Genomic DNA, 22,652 nt, shown 5'->3' on the forward strand with positions numbered 1-22,652 from the left:
CAAGTACAAACAATGCAAAAGTTAAAAGTAATATCTGTCGTCGGGACGAGACCTGAAATTATTCGCCTATCTAGAGTATTGGCGAAATTAGATGAACACTGTGATCATACTCTTGTGCATACAGGCCAGAACTATGACTATGAACTTAATGAAGTTTTCTTTAATGATCTGAAAGTAAGAAAACCGGATTACTTTCTAGGGGCAGCAGGTCAAAATGCGGCTCAAACCATAGGGCAGATTATCATAGAGGTTGATAAGGTTCTTGATGAAGTAAACCCAGAAGCGATGTTGGTTTTAGGGGATACGAACTCATGCATTGCGGTGCTTCCTGCCAAACGAAGAAAAATTCCAATCTTTCATATGGAAGCCGGCAATCGTTGCTTTGACCAGAGAGTGCCTGAAGAAACAAACCGCCGAATTGTCGATCATACGGCCGATATAAATATGACTTATAGTACCATTGCTCGTGACTATTTGCTGGCTGAAGGGCTACCTGCTGACAGAGTTGTTAAAACGGGCAGCCCTATGTTTGAAGTGCTTGAGCACTACAAAGATGACATTGATGCGTCAGATGTTCTAGAAAGGTTGAACCTGAAAAAGCAACAGTATTTTTTAGTAAGTGCACACAGAGAAGAGAATGTTGATTCGCCAAAACAGCTGAAAAGATTACATGAAACCCTGAATAAGATAGCGAAAAAGTATGATTTACCAGTTATTGTCTCTACTCACCCAAGAACAAAGAAACAAATAGAGGCAAATAACTTACTTTTCCACGAAAACGTTTCTCTTATGGCGCCCCTTGGGTTCCATGACTATAACTGCCTACAAAAGAATGCAAAGGTGGTGATTTCAGATAGTGGCACAATCAACGAAGAATCCTCAATCCAAAACTTCCCTGCTCTAAACATTAGAGAGGCTCATGAGAGACCAGAAGCGATGGAAGAAGCTTCGGTCATGATGGTAGGGCTTGGTTATGAGCGTGTCCTTCAGGGGCTGAGTATTTTGGAAAGCCAACCTGTTGGTAGTGAGCGACTATTGAGGCCTGTCGCTGACTATAGCATGCCTAACGTCTCCGATAAGGTTGTACGTATAATTGTATCTTATACAGATTACGTTAACCGTGTGGTTTGGAAACAGTATTGATGCATCTGGCTCTAATTATTGATGACTACTTGCCAAACAGTACACGTATTGGCGCCAAGATGTTTCATGAACTTGCAGTTGAGCTTAAAAACAAAGGCCATGCAGTAACAGTCATCACACCAGACGAGAATCAGACGGCATCTGTAGTTATTGATGATCTAGATGGTATTCGCATCTGGAGGTTTAAATCTGGGGCGATTAAAGATACCAATAAAATTTTCAGGGCCATCAATGAGTCTTTCTTGTCATACAGGGCGTGGTCTTCGATAAAGAAACTGATTAAAAGCGATAGCTTTGACGGCGTTGTATATTATTCTCCCTCGATTTTTTGGGGAGGAATTGTCAAAAAAATTAAAAAACGTTGCCAGTGTCGCTCTTATCTAGTTCTTCGTGACTTATTTCCACAATGGGTAATTGATGCTGGAATGATCAAGCCTGGCTCGATAATTGAGAAATATTTCAGGCATTTCGAAAGTACATCCTATGAGCAAGCCGATTTGATCGGGTTGATGTCTGAACGGAATATCGAGTGTTTTCAACAAGCTAATGGCAACCATAAATTTGATGTTGAGCTACTTCGCAATTGGACCAGTGTTACCAATGTAAATATTAGCCGCACAGGAGCTGAGTCATATCGACAACGCTTAGGTCTAGCAGGCAAGCTCATATACTTCTATGGCGGAAACATTGGTCATGCGCAGGATATGGCCAATTTGATGCGTTTGGCAAAAAACATGTCAACATTACCAGATGCCCATTTCCTTTTTGTAGGTCAAGGAGATGAGGTAGAGTTGATCAACAACCTTGCGGAAGAATGGAAACTGAAAAATTTCACTTACTTACCTTCCGTTAATCAAAATGAATTTAAGCAGATTTTATCTGAGGTCGATGTTGGACTTTTTTCATTATCCAAATTACATACGACGCATAATTTTCCAGGAAAAATATTGGGTTATATGAATGAAGCTTTACCAATCTTGGGAAGCGTAAATAGTAATAATGATTTAATGCCAATGATAAATAATAACGAAGCGGGTTACATTCATATTAATGGTGAAGATGATGCATTATTATCATCCGCAGTCAATTTATATAACAATATAGAATTACGCACAGAGTTAGGCAATAATTCTCGAAAATTAATCGATAAAGAGTTCTCTGTAGAAATGGCTTCTATAAAGATAGTATCTTCATTAAGAAGCGACATATAAGGAAAATTTAATGGCTTTACATACTGATGATATGACCCCCGAAAATTTTGTAATCACAGAGGATTCACTAGGGGAGAAAGTTAAGAAATTAATCAGGCGTACGGTTTACCCAATTTATCTTAAATCCCGAAAAAATGCGTTGGAAAAAAATTACGCACACGTAAAGAACATTGGTTTTGATGAACTCTTTTTGGGTCAACGTGGAAACGATTACGATGCCCATAGAAGGCGTGTAAATAAAATTAAGTCCATTGAAGGCTCAACCGTTCTGATTCTGGGTATCGGCACAGGAAGGGATCTAGAAAGCTGGCTTAGATTCAATCCTAAGAAAATCATCGCAGTTGACTACTTTAACTATGAGAAAGCATGGAATAAGAGAAAAGAGCAATATAAAGAAAAATACAATACAAAAATCGAGTTCGTCCAGTCTGATATCATTGAGATGAAAAAAATCGAAGATAACAGTATTGATATTATTGGTTCAGACGCAGTATTCGAGCATATTAATAAGTTTCATCAAGCCATAGATGAACTCAAAAGAGTTCTAAAGGTTGGAGGCATTTTATACTCTAACTTTGGTCCGTTATGGTACTCTTGGGGTGGTGACCACATTTCCGGATCAGATGAATTTGTAAATGGGTACAATCATATCTCGCTTGATAAAGATGCATATGAAAGTTATCTAGATGGATTTGGTGAGTTTACTCACAGTGAAAACGATGGGCGAACTTGGATTAGAAATAATTTATTTTCTTACCTTAAACCCAATGAGTACCTAGATATTATCGGGAGTAAACTTAATAGAAAATACGTTTCATGCATAATAGATGAAAATGCGGTCAAATTTAAACTAAACCATAATGAAAAATTTGAAAACCTAGCTAAAAAACATCGAGAAGAGAATCTGATTGTTTCGGGTATTACTATTATTTATGAAAAGTAATAAAAGTTTCATAATATCTCTATTTACAGTTGTTGTTCCAATTATATTTCAACTTCTGTATGTCCGCACAGTCTCGTACAGTGTGGACTCAAATATATTTGGGGACTTTGTAATACTAAGTTCTCTTATTTATGGTTTGTCTCAAATCTTCCTCTCTATACCGGGGCAGGCGTTCTCTCGATTTTATAATACAGTTAAAGATAAAATCTATTTTGTAAATGAGTTTAGGACATATCTTATATTTGTAAATGCCTTTACCATATTGATGGTTTTGGTATTTTATCTTTTTTATAGAGATAGATTTCAGTTAGATACTTATTTATATGTTTATGTGTTGTTTGTTTTTTTTAATAATTACACATTTAATCAAAAAATATTTTTATTTTCTCTGGAAAGAAAGAAATACTTCATATTGAAAGTTTTGGAATCATTGGCTAAGTTTATCTTTCCTCTGATTACTTACTATTATTATGGGACTTTAAATTCATTTATATTGGGTATCTTGCTCGGATATGCTATTGCTTTAGTTTATCTTATTTTTTCTATGAAAAACTATCCATTCAAAATAGAGTTTAATAGAGAAAATCAAAAGAAATACCTATTATATTCCTATCCTATACTAATATCATCGATTTTTAGTTGGAGTATATCCTTTAGTGATCGATATTTTATAGATTACTATTTGACTACTAATGATGTTGCAATATACTCTATACTTGTTCAGTTAGGAGGGTTTGCACAAGTTTTGGGAATGATATATGGAATATATGTTAATCCTATAATTTTACGAGAACATGAAAAAAATAATGAGATTGGGTTTAAATTGTTAAATGAATATCTATTTAAATTTTTCCTCGTGTTATTTGGTGTTTCGATATTAATATTTTTTATACCGACACAACTTTATACTCTAATCATTGAAGAGAGTGTAATTTCTGATAAAACGTACTATTATAGCTTAATTGTTGTAATGGTTGGTGTGATATTGACTGTTTTTCAAACAGCGTTGTCAATGTATTTTGTTCTTTTGAAAAAACTGAACGTACATGCAAAAATGTTTGCTGTCGCTTCAATTTTCAACTTCGCTCTGAATTTTTTCATTCCAACCTATGGAATAATAGCTGCTGCTTTTTCGACATTTATTGCATATCTTTCTTTAAATGTTTTTATTCTCATTTGGGTTGTACGTCAGCCCAAAGTCATTACATCTGAATTGCGGTGATTTCACTTGAAATGTTAGCGTTTATTCTTTTATAACTGGGTATCGTAAATATAATGAAACTGAAATATAGTTATTCTAATGATAGGTTCAGTAAATTATCTATATTTGAACTTTGTGCTTCCTATAAAGCTTACTATTTTCTCATGTTCTTATCAGTCCCTCTCGCTATTGAGTTTTATGACTTATTCGTAGAGCCAGGATTTAAAGCAAAGTTTTTTTCGATGTTCTTTTTGGTTGAAAAAATTTACACCTATGAAGTATTAGCTTATCTGACATTAGGGTTATTATCATTTTGGACTGGAGAGATGTTAGCGCGTAAGTTAGCTATTAAACCAAGTACTTTACTAAGAGCGAGATGGTCCGCAGATAGGTTATATAAAGTATCTATTATTGTGTTCTTACTTGGATATGCAATAAAGGTACTAAGATATGTAACTAACGGTGTTAATTATCAAATGTATGCTTCCGGGACTATTAGTGGAAATCCAACTCTAACATTTTTTATTACGCCAAATACTTTACACACATTGGCATTATTATTGTGTATTATCGGTTATTTTAGTTCCAAATATGAAGGTAGAGCACGAGATAGAGCATTATTTCTTTATACTGGTATAGCAATGGCACTTTTCTATTACTTAGGTGTTATGGACCTGGGCTCTAAGATGAAAATGCTTTCTCCGATTGTATGTATATTTATTGTTAAACTTTGTTATTTCCCTGAGAGACTAAGTGGAATAATTAAATCTGGAATTAAGTTAGTATTTTTAGCTTGTTTAATTTTTGCAGTAGATGGAATCAAAGATAATATTGCACATGGTTCGTATAAGGCTGAGGCAGAACAACCATTTATATACAAACTATCTCCATTTATTGTAAGAGTCTCTCAGGTACAGACTGTTACACAAATCGTAGAAAAAGATGAGCAATACTTGCTTGGAACGACATTTAGACAATTCTTTGAAGAGTTAAAGCCTAACAGTTTGCAGAACGAGCCAACTATTAATGGTAATGAATTTGGTCGTAAGTATAGAATCATTGGTCCGAATGATTATGTGACCGGAGTGGCTATCACCAACCCAGGTGAGCTTTACTTAAACTTTGGTTTTATTGGTATTGCAATCGGTTTGTTTATACTTGGCTTACTCTACCGAATACTCTATACATATTTATCTAACTGTAATATGTTTTTCGTTTTAATCTATCCTGTAATTTGGGTATCGTTAATACATGGGGTGGAAAGCCAAGTATCTAGTGTATTGGCATTACTAGTCAAAAACTTTGTTATGATTTTTCTGATACACTTAACCTTAGTGAAATTCCGTACAAGCCGGTAATACTCTTGTTCTGTTGGTATTTTCGTTTATCGAGAAGTATACGCCTTTACTCTATTGGATGTAATGTCGGTTATTGTGGCTTTAAGTAACAGAATCTTAGATTTTGTGGAGCCACTTGAAAAGCTTGGACTTTAGATTAGGTTGTTTAAAGGGACTATGTGGTGAAGAAGATAACTGAAGGTGCTAATATAGTGTGATTTAGATAAATAATGAATATGTGATGTGTTTTCTAGATTTAAATTAGAGACTTCAGTTAGATGGAAAAACATAAAGTTGCGCTAATAACAGGCATAAATGGCCAAGATGGAAGCTTTTTAGCTGAACTTCTCTTGCGCAAAGGATACGAGGTTCATGGAGTTGTTCGTAGAGGTGTGAAGGGTGACGACATTAAATTGGCGAATATAGCGTCAATACTTGATCAAGTATGCCTCTACGAGGCAAATCTTGATGAAAGTAATTGTTTAGTCGAAATATTTAAAACTGTTTTGCCAGATGAATGCTATCATCTATCTGCTTCTAGTTTCGTTAGTTACTCCTTTGAAGGAGAACTGTCGGTTATGGAAAGTAATTTTAATCCTACCTACCATTTACTTAACTCGATTAAGAATTACAAAAAAAGTTGTAAATTCTTTTTTGCAGGAAGTGCTGAAATGTTTGGTGATGCACTTGAATGCCCACAATCAGAGACATCGGTGTTTAACCCCAAAACAATGTATGGAATATCCAAACTTTCAGCATACCACTTAATGAGAAACTACCGAGAGAGAGAGAGTATTTTCGCTTGTACAGGTATCTTGTATAATCATGAAAGTGCGAGAAGAAATACTCGTTTTGTGACCCGAAAAATAATACGTTCAGCTATTAATATTGCTCAAGGGCTTGAAAAGGAATTAAAATTGGGCAATTTGGATTCAAAAAGGGACTGGGGTTATGCTCCAGATTACGTAGACGCTATGTATCTAATGCTTCAAAATGAAACGGCAACGGATTACATCATATCTACAGGGAAACTCCACAGCGTAAGACAATTTGTTGAAGCTGCGTTTTCAGAACTGGGGCTCGACTATAGAGATTACGTGAAAACTGACCCTAAGTTTTACCGAGAGCCTGAAAAAATAGATCTGTGTGGTGATAATCGTAAGATTAGACGCGAGTTAGGTTGGTATCCTAAGAAACCTCTTGATGAAACAATTAAAGAGATGATAAATCTAGAGTTAAAAAATAGAGAGAAGAATTGTGGTAAATAGAAAAGTTGCTTTGATTACTGGTATCACGGGACAAGATGGCTCATATTTAGCTGAGTTTCTCCTAGAAAAAGGTTATATGGTACACGGTATAAAACGTAGAAGCTCTCTATTCAATACTGATCGCATTGACCATCTATATAAAGGTGCACATGCTGACAATGAGAGACTAGTTCTGCATTATGGTGATATGACGGACTCAATGAACTTGACCCGCATTATCGCAGAGACACAGCCCGATGAAATATATAACCTTGCTGCCATGTCGCATGTTGCTGTTTCTTTCGAAACTCCTGAATATGTATCCAATGCAGATGGAACAGGTACTCTCAGAATCCTAGAAGCGATAAGGCTTCTTGGATTAGAGAAAAAAACTAAAGTCTATCAGGCGTCTACTTCTGAGCTTTATGGTAAGGTTCAAGAAATACCTCAAAGTGAGACCACGCCTTTTTATCCTCGCAGCCCCTATGCTGTAGCCAAGATGTATGCATATTGGATTACGGTAAACTATCGTGAAGCTTATGATATTTTTGCTTGTAATGGCATCTTGTTTAACCATGAAAGCCCGGTACGTGGCGAAACTTTTGTTACTCGTAAAATTACGCGCGCAGCGTCAAAGATTGCACTTGGACTACAAGATAAGCTTTATCTAGGTAACCTCGATGCTAAGCGTGATTGGGGACATGCCAAAGATTACGTACGTATGATGTGGATGATTCTTCAGTCTGACACTCCTGAAGATTGGGTTATCGCTACCGGTCAAACAACAACTGTAAGAGACTTCGTTAAGTTTTCCTTTGCTTATGCCGGTATTGGTCTGAGATTTGAAAAGGAAGGTGTTGACGAAGTTGGTATCATCGACTCAATTGACGCCGATACTGCTGAAAAAAGAAATATTGATACTTCTCATTTGAAACTTGACCAAGTGGTTGTTTGTGTTGATAAGGCATACTTCCGTCCAACAGAAGTGGACTTACTACTGGGTGACCCTACAAAAGCTGAACAGAAACTTGGATGGAAGCGTGAGTTTAACCTTCAAGACTTGGTTGATGACATGATGGAGAGTGATCTTAAGCTGATGGTCAAGAATCAGTACTTGCTAGATGGTGGGTACCACGCTCCACACCACTTCGAATAGGTAAGCGGAATGATCGAAAACATTTACCATGATGGAACTCTGTTGTCGGTTATAATACGTGCGGACTATAAGTCTGAAGGGATAGAGTTTTTTACCCCAGATGATTATTCTCAGCAATTAGCGTATATGAATCGCGGACAAGGCCACGAGATCCTTCCTCATGTTCACAACAAAGTGCACAGAGATGTGCACTTTACTCAGGAAGTACTTGTCATTAAAAGTGGTAAAGTACGAGTTGATTATTACGATGACGAAAAGTCTTATTTGCTTAGTAAAGTGGTTGAGGCTGGAGATGTCGTTTTGTTGGCTTATGGTGGTCATGGTTTCAAAATGTTGGAAGACAGTGAAATTATTGAAGTGAAACAAGGGCCCTATGCTGGTGAGCATGACAAAGTGCGTTTTGAATCCGTAAACGACTCAGATGTGGAATTTAAATAATGGTACCAGTGAACACGCCGTTACTTAATGGCAATGAAAAAAAATACTTAGCAGAGTGTGTAGAAACTGGCTGGATAAGCAGTGAAGGCCCATTTATATCTAAATTTGAAGATAACATGGCCACTTATGTGGGTAGGAAACATGCAGTCGCTTGTTCTAATGGTTCGGCTGCTTTAGATATCGCGATAAAGGCTCTTGACCTAAAACCCGGCGATGAAGTGATCTTACCCACGTTTACTATCATCTCTTGTATTCAGCCTATTGTACAGCAAGGCTTGACACCTGTTCTTGTTGATTGTGATCCTCATACTTTCAATATGCTTACAGAGAAAGTAGAAGAAAAAATCACTCCCAAAACCAAAGCCATCATGATTGCGCATATCTATGGACTGACGGTTGATGTAGATCCTATTTTAGAGTTAGCAAACCAATACAGCCTAAAAGTGATAGAAGACGCTGCTGAGATGCATGGTCAAGAATACAAGGGCAAACCATGTGGAAGCTTTGGTGATGTCAGTATTTTTAGCTTCTATCCCAACAAGCATATAACCACAGGTGAAGGTGGGATGGTTGTTACTGATGATGAGCGCATTTATGAAAGATCTAAACTTTTGAGAAACTTATGTTTTACTGAAGATAGGTTTATTCATGAAGAGTTTGGTTGGAACTATCGTATGACCAATATGCAAGCGGCCTTAGGGGTTGCACAGTTGGAGCAGATTGACACGATAGTTGAAAAGAAACGTTGGATTGGCCGTCGATATAATGAGTTACTGGCTGATTTAGATACGATAAATCTTCCAATCCCAAAAACCAGCTATTGTGAAAATATCTACTGGGTTTATGCGATTACTTTGAAAGAAGAATACGGCAAAACGGCAAAAGAAGTTATGAACGAACTTGCCAAGCATAAAATTGGAACAAGACCATTTTTCTATCCAATGCACAAACAGCCAGTATTGAATAATATGGGCCTATTTCTGGATGAGGATCTAGAGAATAGTGTCGACCTTTACAATCGTGGGTTTTACATTCCAAGTGGTCTTGCATTGACTGAACAAGATATTCTAGAAGTATCCGAAGTTTTACATAAGGTACTGAAGAAGTGAAGAAAATTGTTTTGTTTTACAAGCGATTAGTGGAGCCTGGTGGTGCTGAACGCTTATTAATAAACGAATACTTGAGCTTCAAAAAACTAGGATACGATGTTGATATCGTATCCTTTGATATTAAAGATGAGGCACTATTTGGAGAGGCCATTGACCCCAATGATAAGGTTATATTGGGGCAGCAGTGGTATACCGCGATGCGAAACTATATTCGCTATATCAAGCGTAATAAAAATGCTATTTATCTCTGTGCCTCTGGATTTATTGAGATGTATCTAGCTAATTTATTCGTAAGCTACAAATATAGTTTGCATATACACCACCCCTCCTTTATGTCGTTTAATGAAACAGACAAATACTCTATATTTCAAATTAAACACTTCGAATCAATGCTCAAAAGTAACTTTGGCGCTTCAAGGTTTAAAAAAATATATCAAGAGATGTCTCTCATTGAGAAAATATATATCAATGCTAGGGCCTTCTTTTCCATTCTTAGCATTAAGAAATCAGAACACAATTTTGTGTTATCAAATTATGCTAAAAATGAAAAAAATATTTTGTTTGGCATTGATTCTAACGTTTTATGTGGTGCATTAAACGAATCTACTTTTGATTATGAACCTAAAAAAGACTTTTCTGAGTATTCTTGTTACAAGCACAAGTTACTCTCCATCGCTAGGCTAGATGAAAACAAGCGACTTGATGAGTTACTCGCTGCTTTTTCTGACTTTATTAAAATTGAACCAGAGTCAATTTTATTGATTGGTGGTAGAGGTCCTGAGTTAGAAAACTTGCAAAAGCAGACTCAAGATTTAGGAATAGAAAAAAATGTTGATTTTTTAGGGTTTATTCCGGAAGAAGAATTATTTGACTGGTATTCAATGGCAGACTTGTTTGTTTCTATAGACTGGGCTGACTATAGAATTACCATGTATGAAGCATTAGTAATGAATACTAAAGTTGTTTTGAGTGACGAAACAGATGCAGATCCATTTTTATGTGACTCTAAGTATTTATATACTACTAAACCAGACAAATTGAGTACGCTTCCTACCCTATCATTAGCACTTAAAGAAAAACCTACAATAAGTAAGTCTGAACTTAAAAAATATCTCAAAAAGTATACTTGGCTTAACTACTGCAAGGAAATTTCACGTATTCTGGATAAAAGCAATGCTTAAGAAAGCTATCTTGAATTTGACTGTTTTCAAAAAAAGAATCCATCTACTAAAAAATAAGATAGATCTTTATGAAAGCATTAGAAAAGATGCTGATATTTATAATCATCAGGTGGAAAAATTTAATGGTGTTTGGAAGTACTGTTATGAAAACTTCGATTTTTATAAATATTGGAAAGAAGAGCATCAACTTCCAAACTCCGTAAATAGCGTTGAAGATATTAAAATTTTTCCGAATTTAACCAAGCGAGATATTCAGATACATAAGGACTTAGTATTTAAAGACTTGGAAAAAATTCAAACCATATCTACTGGGGGTAGTACTGGAGAACCCACGAAATATCCAACCAATAAACTACAAAAAGAGATAGAGTATGCTAATACTTATCTTGGTAAGCACTGGTGGGGAATTAAACCCTTAGACGGGATATTAATGTTTTGGGGACACTCGCATCTATTTGGTAATGGGCTGAAAGGCAAAATTAATTGCTACAAGAGATTGTTGTTTGATTTTTTAATTAATACAACAAGATTCAGTGCTTACAATATGACTGAATCTACACTTGAAAAAAATATTAGCGATATAAAAAATATTAATCCGACTGCAATTATTGGTTATACTTCTATTATTTCTAAGTTATCTAAACTTATTGTTGCGAATAAGCTTCCAGTCGGAAAAAAATCCAAGCTAAAAGGAATAATTTGCACTTCAGAAACAGTTAGTGACTATGATATAGAGATTGTGTCACGTGCCTTTAAAAACAATGTGATAATAGAATATGGCATGGCAGAGTGCGGGGTTATTGCTTACTCAAAAGAGCAAACAAACAACCTGACTGTATTTTGGGATAGCTTCATCGCCACACAAGATAAAGATGGCATACTAAGTATTTCCACGCTCTACGATCGAGCTTTTCCGCTCATCAACTATAAAACTGACGACATTATCGAAGTCAAAGGTGTATACAATGAATCAGTGCTCTCGATGGTCAAGATCCTAGGGCGTTCTAATGACTTGTTGAAAATCATAAATGATGGGAACACTGTACAAGTGCACAGTGAGTTATTTACTCATCTAATGAAATCTCTTAATGGTGTGATCAACTTTCAAATTATACAGAAGAAAGACTTATCTATTGTCATTAATTATGTCAGTCTGACAACTAATCTATCTATTAGAGAAAGCTTTTTTACCGAAATAGAGCGAGTATTTGGAAAGATAGAGAGGAAACAATTTAATTTTTTTCAAGTCGAGGGAATTGAGAAAACTGTTTCAGGAAAATCAAAGTGGGTGATTATTGAAAATGATTAAGAATATATTTTTTTCAATTATAGAGTACTTGATTATTAATATTCCTGGCGGTTTAGGACAGCGGATTCGTTATCAGTACTACAAGCGTCGTTTCAAAAAATGTGGTAAAAATGTAAGAATTGATATTGGTGTAATTATTCAGAACCCCGAGAATATAGAGGTAGGAAATGATGTATGGTTCCTTCCTTATTCTATTGTTACCTCCAGACCCATTAATGAAAAAATAGACAACAGAATTCTTATTAAAAAAGAAAAACCCCACCAAGATATTGAAATAGGTACCATTAAGATTGGTAATCAAGTTTCAATTGGTGCCTACAATATTATTCAAGGTTATGGTGGTATTACCATAAAAGATAGAGTTACGACGTCTGCGCGTGTTAGCCTTTACTCATTTTCTCATTATCCCAATGACCCTCAAAATCCGACTACGATCACTTACGCAAATTCAATGGTGAAAAGCGAGAATATATCCTGTATTGAATCACCACTTATTTTAGAAGAAGGGGTGTGGATTGGGTTGAATGTAATCATATTTGGTGGACTTGTTGGTAGAAATAGTTTTGTTTCGACCAATTCCGTTGTTTTGAAAAGCGTTGAAGAGAACAGCTACGCTGCTGGCAGCCCAGCAAAGAAAGTAAAAAATAGGTTTGTCGATGAAGAAGTATAAATTGGCTGTATATGCAATACATCCTATCATGTATCAAACTCCGATATTCAGAGAAATGGAGTCCTATATTGTTGATAATAAATTAGATATGGACCTAACTGTATTATATGGTGATGATTTATCTCTCAGAGATGTGTACTTCAAAGAAACTAACGTAACTTTTAAGCCTGATGTTCCTTTTTTGTTGGAAGGGTATAAGTATAAGTTTCTCAAAAACTATGCACGAGATTCTAGGGCTGGATTTTTATCAAGAGTAAATTTTAGCGTTTTCCAAGAGATAAAAAGTGAAAATTATGACGCCGTTTTGATTCATGGTTACGAAAGCCTGACTGCTTGGATGACATTAATTGCGGCAAAAATGAATAAAAAGAAAGTTATTTGGCGTGGTGAGTCAGTTTTAAGAGGTATCGAAAATGCTTCAAATATCAAACAACGAGTAAAGAGAGCGGTTCTTAAGAGATTTTTTGGTTATTGTGATTCTATTCTGTATAGTTGTTCTGGAAATAAAGAGTATTTGAGATTTTATGGTGTTGATGAAGAGAAGCTTTTTTCTATTCCTTGTGCTGTAAATAATGAATATTTTCAGGAACAAAAGCAACTCACCCTAAATAGTCAAGCGAGCTTAAAAGATGAGCTAGGGATTGATAAGGATAATATGGTGGTACTCTTTTCAGCAAGGTTTACACAGCGGAAAAGGCCTCTAGATCTTTTGCAATCTCTTACCAAAATTGATCACTCCAAAATCACTGTGCTTTTTGTTGGAGACGGTCCGGAAAGAGCCAATATGGAATCGTTTTCTGCAGAACACAAAATAAATGCTGTTTTCGTAGGTTTTAGAAACCAAAGCGAGATATCTGCCTACTATTCTATTGCCGATCTTAACATTGTTATCTCAGATTATGACCCTTCTCCGAAAGCGATGAATGAGGCGATGAACTTCGCTTTGCCTGTTATTGTAACAGAGGTTGTAGGTACCGCGAGAGACCTAGTTTTTGAAGAAGATAATGGACACGTAATATCTGTTGGCGATATTGATACATTATCTAAGAAAATTGATGGATTTCAGAAAGATAGAGAGCTTATTGAAAGAATGGGTCAACGATCTTTGGAGATTATTTCCGAATGGAACTACAAATCAAATGTTATTGGGATATTGGACGCAATTGACTATGCTTCAAAAAAATGAATCACTGGAACTAACGCCAGTATTTAAATCTGGTGGAAACTACTTTTTTGGCTATTATGACAAGTCGCCTATCAGTGCTGACGGAACAAAACATTTAGCCTTAAGAGTTGACTCGTTTGATGATTTGCCTGATAAGCATATGGCGGCTGAAATAGGTTATTTTGATTTGTCTTTGAATAGTGAACATTTCCATGTTTTGGCTCAGACAAAAACCTTTAATTGGCAACAAGGCTGTATGTTGCAGTGGTATGGTGACAAAAATACTAAAGTCATTTACAACGACTTAATCGATGGCCAGTTTTCTTCCGTCGTCTTGGACATAAATACTTTGGATAAGACGACCTTACCTCTATCAATATATACCCTTAGTAGTGATAGCTCCTTCGCATTGTGTATTGATAATGAAAGGCATCATTGGGTGAGAAGAGCTTACAGTTACGATGGGGTTAGCAACAACGAAAAGAATAAAAAGTTAGTAAAAGGTGATGGGGTTTATCATCTTGACACTCAGAGTGGTAAAGTTAAACAAATCATAGATATAGAGCAGTTGCTTGAAATCTCGCCACTTGAAAATATGCAAGGAGCTACACATTATGTAGAGCACTTAATGATAGCGCCAGGAAATACTCGTTTCGCTTTTTTTCATCGATGGAAGTTGGATGATGGTGGGATCTACGCTCGATTATATACGGCCAATGTCAATGGTAGTGATATTTATCTTCTTAATGACAGTGGCAGAATGAGTCATTACTGTTGGAAAAATGGTTATGAGTTATTTGGCTGGGGTGGTGTTCCCAACCACATTAATAAATTGAGAAAACATAAGAATATAGTAAAGCTGTTTATTAAGCCGCTATTGCCACTATATAAAAAGTTGGTAAAAGGTAATGCTATTGACGGTGCTTCAAAAATTAGTAGTTTGGTTACGGGTGACAGTTATATATTGTTCGAAGATAAGAGCAAAAAACGCTCTAAAGTACCTGTAGAATTACTCAATAAAGATGGTCATCCATCATACTGCCCTGTAGATTGCGATTGGATTATAACTGATACCTATCCAGATGCAGAGGGTTTAGCAAAGCTAATCTTATTTAACCAAAGCAGCAACCAAGTTATTGAGCTGGGTTGTTTAAAGTCAATTAAAAAGTTTGATAATACGATAAACAGATGTGATCTACACCCAAAGTGGTCCTACGATGGCAAAAAGGTATCTATTGATACAATGAATGATGGTGTTAGATCTGTTTACGTATATGATGTGTCGGAGTTTATCAATGGTTAACACATTGAAATATAGTATTGTTGTGCCTACTTACAATGAAGAAAATGATATTGAGGAAACACTTAACCATCTTGTTGATCTTGATTACGAGAATTACGAAGTCTTAGTTGTTGACGATTCAAATGATAGTACACCAGATATAGTCCGTAAGTATGTTAGTGATAAGCTTACCCTAATTAAACCTGAAGAGCGCAAGGGAAGAAGTGAAGCAAGGAATATTGGTATAAAAGCATCTTCAGGTGATGTTTTGGTCATTCTTAATGCTGATGTACACTTACCTATAGATTATTTAAAACGCATCGACGAACATTATAAGAATGGTTATGATGCTGTTGCTTGCTACAATCAAATCAAGAATATCGATGAATCGTACTCACGCTTTTTGGAGTTAAGAGCGTTAGATAGAGTTTATCGAGGTGTTTATCAGAAGCGTAAAGAAACAATAAAGTATTTTTGGACCGAAGGGTTTTCTGTCAAAAGAGATATGCTTCTTAAGACATCTTTATTCCCTTCAAATGAAATAGTACCTATTGTAGCCGGCGAAGATGTTAGGCTGATTGACGAGCTGAGGGAACAAAACTGCAATGGAGTTTATGACGAAAGCATTGTCATCCCCCATATCGCACCTTCAACGTTCAAAGAGTTTTGGTATATCAGAGTTGGTCGTGGGGAAGGAACTCCTCAAGTAAGACGTTTTATTGATCGTTGGTCATTTTCGAAGATTTTTGCATACGCTACTGTGAAACTTACAAAGCGCGCTGCAGTGATACTTACTGTGTTACCTCTTGTATATGAAGGGTATAAATTAGCTAGACACTCTAAGAAAAATAAGTGGCTGGAAACTGGAACAATGTCCTACGTATATGCATTAGAGCAAATCGCACTTAGCTACGGTGAGTTTAAGTCGTTTTTTAATGTTTATAAAAAAACAAAGGGTAGAGTCTAATGCGAGTGAATATTGTAGTTGGTGCGCGATTCCACGCTGCACTGTTGGCTAGAACGCTTCTTAAATATCAAAAAGATGTGCACATTTATTCGTCTTCTCCAGAAAAAAAATGGGATATTGAAGATGAGAAAGCTAAACGCGTACATTTTGTTCCTTTAGTTGCGAATATTTTTACTGCAATAACTAAAATTTCATTACCTAATTCATTTAGAGAAGCTAGTGTCAAGCTTTTTGATTTGATGACGAGTTTGATCATTAGAAAAGCAGATATCGTTCATGTCTGGTCGTCATTTGGCTTATATACAATAAAAAAGGCAAAGAAAAATGGTTCTATAGTCTTTGTGGAAAAATCTTGTCCACACCCAAATTTTCAAAATAAACTACTCAATGAAGAAGCTAAAAAACTTGGCGTTGAGAGGAAGCAGTACAGTAAGTCGTTTGATAAACGAGCTATTCAAGAATTTGAGCTGGCTGACAAAATAGTGGTTTGTTCAAATTATACTCTTGAATCATTTTTATCCGAAGGTATTTCTAGGGACAAGCTATACAACGTGGCACTAGACGCGAATTTTACCCCGAAACGTACATATAATCGCGATTTTGATAAAGACAGTCTCGTTGTTGGAATGGTTGGTGGAAGTGTTATTAGAAAAGGTTTCTTGTATTTACTTCAGGCATGGAAGGAACTCGATATCCCCAACAAGAAGTTACTGTTAAAAGCTTCCATAAATGACCTTAAGCAAGTCGAGTGTATCTGGTCTCTTATTGATGGTGACGACACTATAGAGGTGCTCGGGTACCAAAAAGACATGGAAGATTTTTATGAACGATGTGATCTTTTCGTACTTCCATCGATAGATGAAGGTTTTGGCATGGTGGTCTTTGAAGCTCTGGCCTGTTCGTTACCAGTAATCGTAACAAAAAATGTGGGTGCGGGAGACTTTCTTACAGATGGTTATGAGTCATTTATTGTAGATATTCGTGACTCAGAGCAGATTCGTGAAAAAATCGACCTGCTTAATGGTGATAGAGTATTAATGAAGACTATGAGCGACAATGCAAAACGAACTTTTGATGGGTATCAGATGAGACCAGATACTTATACTAGTAGATTGCTAAAATTATACTCTACTGAAGAATAATCGATATTTATGTTTAAATTAGAAACTAAATTGATTATAACTTAATATCTGACAATGGTTAGGTTTTAATGTTTTTCCTGGCCAAATAAGGTGGATATATTACATTGAAAGTTCTTTTTTTTACCAATCATTACCTTCCCGGTTATAAGGCTGGCGGTCCGATTAAATCCATTTCTAACTTATGTGATGAGTTGAAAGATAAAGTGAATATTAATGTTGTGACCACTAATCATGACTTTAATGATTCAAAGCCTTATTCAAATGTTAGTTTCGATGAACCTGTCTATCTAAATGGTTATAATGTAACATATATGTCTAAAGTTACTTTATTGAGGGTAAAAAAACAAATAGAAAAAATATCTCCTGATTCCATATATCTGAATAGCTTTTTCTCTAAGTTTACTAGATTGGTTTTAACTTTGAGTTACTTGGGTTTAATTAACTGTAAGATCATACTAGCTCCGAGAGGCGAGTTGTCTCAAGGGGCGTTGTCTATTAAAAGCAGAAAGAAAAATACTTATATCGTATTTGCTAGATTTATTAAAATAATCAACGAAAGAGTTATATTTCATGCGACTGAAGAAAATGAACGGAAAGAAATAAATCAAAGGTTTGATAATGAAGTTTTTGTTCTTCCTAATATATCCTCATCACTGTTACCGATAAATAAAAAGAACAAAGTGAAAGGAAAACTAAAGATAGTTTTTTTGTCCAGGATATCTGAAAAGAAAAACTTAAATTTTGCATTAGAAGTCCTCAATAAGCTTGATAGCATTGATAACGATGAAGTAGGGTTCGATATTTTTGGTACGCAAGAAGATATGTCGTACTGGGCTGTTTGCGAAAGTCTAATGAAAAAATTCAAGCATATTAAAGTGAACTACAAGGGGACTGTGCAGCCTTCTGAAGTGCATAAGACACTCGAAAGCTATCATGCGTTCTTCTTGCCGACCTTGGGAGAGAACTACGGTCATGCAATTGTTGAAGCGATGCAGGCAGGAGTGGTACCCTTGATTAGTGATAAGACACCTTGGAATGAGATAGAAGAGCTTGGTATAGGTAGAGCTATAAATTTAAACAATACTGAAGAGTTTAAAAGAGAAATATTCAGGCTTACAATGATGGATAATGAAACTTTTCATGAGTGTTCTAATAATGTTAGAGACTATATCAGTAATAAACTGGCAGATAGCGATATAGTCAATAAGTACTATAGTATTTTTAGTTCTAATTGATTAGCGTGGTTTAGTAGGTTATTAAGTCTTCGATTCTTAAATCTTGCTCGAAATTGTTGACTCTTACTTCAGTCAAAACACAATGAGTAAAGTAAGATATCTATTTGAAAAATTTAAGATTAAATATGAGTGATAAAATTTTGCCTGTGGTAATGGCTGGAGGGTCAGGTTCTCGCCTTTGGCCAATGTCCAGGACACATTTCCCCAAACAGTTTCTTTCGTTGACTGGCGAAGCTAGCATGCTTCAAGAGACTATTAATAGACTGAAAGGATTGGAGCACTTACCTTCTTGTCTGATTTGTAATCAAGAGCATAGATTCTTGGTAGCAGAGCAGTTGAATCAGATGAATATCCCGCATGGTGGAATTATATTAGAACCTGTAGGGCGAAACACAGCCCCTGCTGTGGCGTTAGCTGCATTTAAAGCAATTCAAGCTGGCGATGACCCTCTTTTGCTAGTTCTGGCAGCGGACCACCTTATAAAGGACACAGAAGCATTCCAGCGCTCGGTCGAAGAGGCTACTAGTCTCGCGAATGAGGGATACCTAGTGACATTTGGAATCGTACCGACGGCCGCAGAAACAGGTTATGGGTACATCAAAAGAGGACAGGGTCATGCTGGTTCGCTAGCATTTGATGTCAATTCTTTTGTTGAAAAACCTGACCTAGAGACGGCGAAAAATTATTTAAAGGAAGGTAGCTATTATTGGAATAGTGGAATGTTTATGTTTAAGGCTTCTAAATTTTTAAGTGAGCTTAAACTATTCCGACCTGATATTTATAAGGTAGCAGAGCGGTCTCTAGCAGGAGCATCAGTGGATCTTGACTTTATTCGTATTCCAGAAAAGGAGTTCAGTCAGTGTCCTGATGATTCGATTGACTATGCTGTTATGGAGAAAACACAAAGAGCTAAAGTAGTCCCAATGGACGCTGGGTGGAGTGATGTTGGTGCTTGGTCTTCCTTATGGGAGGTGGCGGAAAAAGATGAATCGGGTAACGTTTTATCTTCAGATGTGATTTCTATTAATAGTAAAAATAACTACGTGTTAGCTCCTAAGCGTTTGGTCGCGACAATTGGCGTGAGTGATCTAGTGATTGTTGATACAGAAGACGCGCTTCTAGTCGCAAAAAGGGACGAAGTGCAAAAAAACAAAGCTGTAGTAAACCAACTCAAGAGTCTGAATAGATCAGAGCATGTTAGTCACCGACAGGTCTACCGACCGTGGGGGCATCACGAACAAATAGCTGAGGGTGAGCGCTATCATGTCAAGAAAGTTTTGGTCAAGCCGGGAGAGAAAACGGCAAAGCAAATTCATTATCATCGCTCGGAGCACTGGGTCGTTGTTTCTGGAACTGCCAGAGTTCATAAGGGAGATAAAAGCACTATCGTTAGTGAAAACGAGTCTATCTATATTCCAGTTGGTGTGTTGCACAGTTTTGAGAATCCCGGAAAAGTACCTCTAGAGATCATAGAGGTTAGGACTGGTGGTTATCTAGAAGAGGATGATATAGTTCGTGTAGATTACGTTGGCGAAGGCTATTAAGTTTTGATAGCGTTAGACGTTAACTTTGTACAAAGAGAGGCAGCGGTGAGCTGCCTCATTAATGTTTTTTGATTCTTTATCGGAGATGTTGTGAGCGAGAAAGAGATTCAGGTATCCACCAAGCATAAAGCTACTCCTGAGAAACTAACAGATTTTAATGAAGATGAAATCGAACTCGATATTAAAGCTGGCATATTAGCTATATGGGAAGATAGGTTAACCGTATTTATTAGTGTTTTCTTGATAACTTCTGGAATATTATTATATTTTTACAATCAACCAGATAGTTATCACGCATCAGCAAAATTAGAGATTAATAGAAACTTTTATGGCACTGAAAGTATCAGTTTGCCTGTCGTTACAAACGATATTTTGAGTCAAAGTTTTATTGAAAACTATCTAAGCAATTCAGAAGAAGTTATTAATATGGATATGTTTGAATATGCCTCTGTTACCTATTCTTTGGATGATATTTATATTGAAAATTTTGGTGCCACCAAAGATACTGCGCTAAGTCCAGTTATATTGCTATATAAAAATCTAAATATTGCACTCAAGAATAAAGAGATTCGTGATTTAGAAATCGCTATTGATTCTACCAAGTCATTAGTTGATAAGCCGGGAAGAGAAAAAGTTCAGGATTATATCGAAACTGTGTATATACAGCAGTTATATAAGAAGGATATTCTCGAAAACTCGAAATCTGAATTGGTTCAAGGCCTACTTCCACCAGAAACCGAGAAGGTCGATAAGCATTTAGGACGCTTAGCTATTTTAGGTTTATTTATCGGAATGTTTGTTGGGATCTTAATTTCAATATTAAGAATTTCATACCGTAATATTTTGGAGAAGTAAAATTATGGCCTCTCATACTCCGTATTTCAATTTTTGGGCGTGTGAGGGATTATGAATATCGAAACTCTCGATCCGATAAAGCTCCCCCTTGTATCGCGCTTGTATAAAGTTCACTATCCTTCAGGCAAGGCTAAAAAGGATGAGTTGACCATTGTTGGCTCCATTGAGCAGCAAATCGTCTCACTGGTTCGTTTTAGAAATATTGAGCAATTCCGTTTGCTAACAGGAATGCTAGTGATACCAGAGCACAGGGGAAGCGGCTTAGGTCATCAGTTGATGGGTTACTGCGCTCAGTATGTTTTATCGGAGCATGACTTCTGTTTTGCCTACGCAAATCTAGAAACATTTTATGCTCAACATAACTTCAAGACGATTGACGCGAGTCAGTTACCTAGCTCGCTAAGAGGACGGTTTGAACGTTATAGCCTTAAGAAGCAACTCGTAGCGATGAAGTATGTCAAACCATCTCAGTAGAGTGTTTTACAACGCTACCGTTAGTAGAACGAATCGTCCACGAAATATTTAACCAGGATTATACATTATGTAGTCTCATAATTGAGAAGTCAGGGTCGACGTGTTTCATTTCTCATATCCTTCATCTATGCTCTCTCTATGGTGTTGATAGAATTGTCATCACTAAGGAGCAATAATGAGCGCAACATTAATCAATCAAACCTTACCCACTTTTGATGAGCTAATGGCTTTGGCACAAGATAACCCTGAGGCCTTTAATCGTTTTAAAAAAGATATGTGTGAAGAGATGATTCAGTCTGCTTCTGAAGATATGCAAGGTAGGTTATGGGCACAGCAGAGCCATATTGATCGTGTTGTCAGAAGCTGCAAAAACCCCAACCATGCCAACGTAGTGCTTATGCGTGAGCTTGTTTCCCAGATGGTAAAGTTTCGAGATATACTTGATGGTGACGTGAGTGAAGAAGAATCTCGGAATACTGCTCAGATCATTCCTTTGGACGAATGGCGATAGAAAGATTGTTTTAGCTCAGTGCTTCTGAAAGTTAGTGCAATCATCATTTATCGATTCTTCTCTGAACCAGATCACAAAAATCCACACACCTCCCCCTTGGGTTTCCCTACTTTGTCCCTCATATAGTTAGCACAAGACTTTGAAGCCTTGTGCTTTCGCGCAAGGCAATTATCAAACAACATGGAAATTTTCAGGAGAGACGACCGATGAACATTCGTCCATTACACGACCGAGTTATCGTAGAACGCCAAGAAGTTGAGTCTAAATCAGCGGGTGGTATTGTTCTGACTGGTTCTGCTGCAGAGAAATCAACTCGCGGCGTAATTCTAGCTGTAGGTAAAGGCCGCATTCTAGAAAACGGTACTGTGCTACCGTTGGACGTTAAAGTTGGCGACACTGTTATCTTCGCTGAAGGTTACGGTACTAAGACTGAAAAAATCGATGGTAAAGAAGTGCTAGTTATGTCTGAAAACGACATCATGGCAATCGTTGAATAATAGCAATCATTGAGTAATTTTTTGCTCAGATTCAG

General features: G+C 36.5%; 22 protein-coding genes. All 22 read left to right on the forward strand.

Annotation, left to right across the window (positions count from 1 at the left end):
* The first annotated feature begins 12 nt into the window (after positions 1–12).
* The 22 genes from wecB (at position 13) to IX95_RS22630 (ending at position 22,617) form a co-directional block, all read left to right on the forward strand.
* Positions 13–1,143, forward strand: coding sequence for a non-hydrolyzing UDP-N-acetylglucosamine 2-epimerase (wecB, locus tag IX95_RS22525; RefSeq protein WP_019276553.1), 1,131 nt, complete (start codon positions 13–15; stop codon positions 1,141–1,143).
* Complete coding sequence (locus IX95_RS22530) at positions 1,143–2,354, forward strand: glycosyltransferase family 4 protein (RefSeq protein ID WP_038164203.1); 1,212 nt, start codon at positions 1,143–1,145, stop codon at positions 2,352–2,354. Before wecB ends, IX95_RS22530 begins: the two co-directional genes overlap by 1 nt.
* 10 nt (positions 2,355–2,364) lie before the next feature.
* Positions 2,365–3,297: a class I SAM-dependent methyltransferase gene (locus tag IX95_RS22535; RefSeq protein ID WP_038164204.1), complete on the forward strand. Its 933-nt coding sequence runs from the start codon at positions 2,365–2,367 to the stop codon at positions 3,295–3,297.
* Positions 3,287–4,519 carry an oligosaccharide flippase family protein gene (locus IX95_RS22540; RefSeq protein ID WP_038164205.1) on the forward strand — a complete coding sequence of 411 codons (1,233 nt, stop codon included), beginning with the start codon at positions 3,287–3,289 and terminating at the stop codon, positions 4,517–4,519. The genes IX95_RS22535 and IX95_RS22540 overlap by 11 nt, the downstream gene beginning before the upstream one ends.
* Before the next feature lie 53 nt (positions 4,520–4,572).
* Positions 4,573–5,856 carry a hypothetical protein gene (locus tag IX95_RS22545; protein ID WP_038164207.1) on the forward strand — a complete coding sequence of 428 codons (1,284 nt, stop codon included), beginning with the start codon at positions 4,573–4,575 and terminating at the stop codon, positions 5,854–5,856.
* Between the two features lie 257 nt (positions 5,857–6,113).
* Positions 6,114–7,103 carry a GDP-mannose 4,6-dehydratase gene (locus IX95_RS22550; protein ID WP_038164209.1) on the forward strand — a complete coding sequence of 330 codons (990 nt, stop codon included), beginning with the start codon at positions 6,114–6,116 and terminating at the stop codon, positions 7,101–7,103.
* A complete protein-coding gene (gene gmd / locus IX95_RS22555) occupies positions 7,093–8,238 on the forward strand; it encodes a GDP-mannose 4,6-dehydratase (RefSeq protein ID WP_038164210.1) in 1,146 nt (381 codons plus the stop codon). Before IX95_RS22550 ends, gmd begins: the two co-directional genes overlap by 11 nt.
* A 9-nt stretch (positions 8,239–8,247) precedes the next feature.
* On the forward strand, positions 8,248–8,676 hold the full coding sequence (locus IX95_RS22560) for a hypothetical protein (RefSeq protein WP_038164212.1): 429 nt from the start codon (positions 8,248–8,250) through the stop codon (positions 8,674–8,676).
* A complete protein-coding gene (locus tag IX95_RS22565) occupies positions 8,676–9,785 on the forward strand; it encodes a DegT/DnrJ/EryC1/StrS family aminotransferase (protein ID WP_038164214.1) in 1,110 nt (369 codons plus the stop codon). Before IX95_RS22560 ends, IX95_RS22565 begins: the two co-directional genes overlap by 1 nt.
* On the forward strand, positions 9,782–10,966 hold the full coding sequence (locus IX95_RS22570; protein WP_038164216.1) for a glycosyltransferase: 1,185 nt from the start codon (positions 9,782–9,784) through the stop codon (positions 10,964–10,966). Before IX95_RS22565 ends, IX95_RS22570 begins: the two co-directional genes overlap by 4 nt.
* Positions 10,959–12,275, forward strand: coding sequence for a hypothetical protein (locus tag IX95_RS22575; RefSeq protein ID WP_038164218.1), 1,317 nt, complete (start codon positions 10,959–10,961; stop codon positions 12,273–12,275). The genes IX95_RS22570 and IX95_RS22575 overlap by 8 nt, the downstream gene beginning before the upstream one ends.
* The gene (locus tag IX95_RS22580; protein WP_038164220.1) at positions 12,268–12,945 is read left to right on the forward strand and encodes an acyltransferase; all 678 of its coding nucleotides are present in this window, start codon (positions 12,268–12,270) and stop codon (positions 12,943–12,945) included. The genes IX95_RS22575 and IX95_RS22580 overlap by 8 nt, the downstream gene beginning before the upstream one ends.
* On the forward strand, positions 12,932–14,131 hold the full coding sequence (locus IX95_RS22585; protein ID WP_038164221.1) for a glycosyltransferase family 4 protein: 1,200 nt from the start codon (positions 12,932–12,934) through the stop codon (positions 14,129–14,131). Before IX95_RS22580 ends, IX95_RS22585 begins: the two co-directional genes overlap by 14 nt.
* On the forward strand, positions 14,028–15,413 hold the full coding sequence (locus IX95_RS22590; RefSeq protein ID WP_152562062.1) for a hypothetical protein: 1,386 nt from the start codon (positions 14,028–14,030) through the stop codon (positions 15,411–15,413). The genes IX95_RS22585 and IX95_RS22590 overlap by 104 nt, the downstream gene beginning before the upstream one ends.
* Complete coding sequence (locus tag IX95_RS22595; protein WP_038164225.1) at positions 15,406–16,359, forward strand: glycosyltransferase; 954 nt, start codon at positions 15,406–15,408, stop codon at positions 16,357–16,359. The genes IX95_RS22590 and IX95_RS22595 overlap by 8 nt, the downstream gene beginning before the upstream one ends.
* On the forward strand, positions 16,359–17,501 hold the full coding sequence (locus IX95_RS25720; protein WP_051912636.1) for a glycosyltransferase family 4 protein: 1,143 nt from the start codon (positions 16,359–16,361) through the stop codon (positions 17,499–17,501). The genes IX95_RS22595 and IX95_RS25720 overlap by 1 nt, the downstream gene beginning before the upstream one ends.
* Before the next feature lie 104 nt (positions 17,502–17,605).
* Positions 17,606–18,736, forward strand: coding sequence for a glycosyltransferase family 4 protein (locus IX95_RS22605; protein WP_051912639.1), 1,131 nt, complete (start codon positions 17,606–17,608; stop codon positions 18,734–18,736).
* A gap of 125 nt (positions 18,737–18,861) precedes the next feature.
* Positions 18,862–20,280 carry a mannose-1-phosphate guanylyltransferase/mannose-6-phosphate isomerase gene (locus IX95_RS22610; RefSeq protein ID WP_038164226.1) on the forward strand — a complete coding sequence of 473 codons (1,419 nt, stop codon included), beginning with the start codon at positions 18,862–18,864 and terminating at the stop codon, positions 20,278–20,280.
* Between the two features lie 90 nt (positions 20,281–20,370).
* Positions 20,371–21,135, forward strand: coding sequence for a hypothetical protein (locus IX95_RS22615; protein WP_038164227.1), 765 nt, complete (start codon positions 20,371–20,373; stop codon positions 21,133–21,135).
* Between the two features lie 51 nt (positions 21,136–21,186).
* Positions 21,187–21,609: a GNAT family N-acetyltransferase gene (locus IX95_RS22620; RefSeq protein WP_038164229.1), complete on the forward strand. Its 423-nt coding sequence runs from the start codon at positions 21,187–21,189 to the stop codon at positions 21,607–21,609.
* A 175-nt stretch (positions 21,610–21,784) separates the two neighbouring features.
* A complete protein-coding gene (locus tag IX95_RS22625) occupies positions 21,785–22,120 on the forward strand; it encodes a DUF3135 domain-containing protein (protein WP_038164231.1) in 336 nt (111 codons plus the stop codon).
* Positions 22,121–22,326: 206 nt separating this feature from the next.
* Entirely contained in the window at positions 22,327–22,617 is a 291-nt protein-coding gene (locus tag IX95_RS22630) for a co-chaperone GroES (protein WP_019277572.1), read from the forward strand.
* Positions 22,618–22,652 lie beyond the last annotated feature (35 nt).

The organism is Vibrio sp. B183 (assembly GCF_000740665.1).
GTDB lineage: Bacteria > Pseudomonadota > Gammaproteobacteria > Enterobacterales > Vibrionaceae > Vibrio > Vibrio coralliilyticus.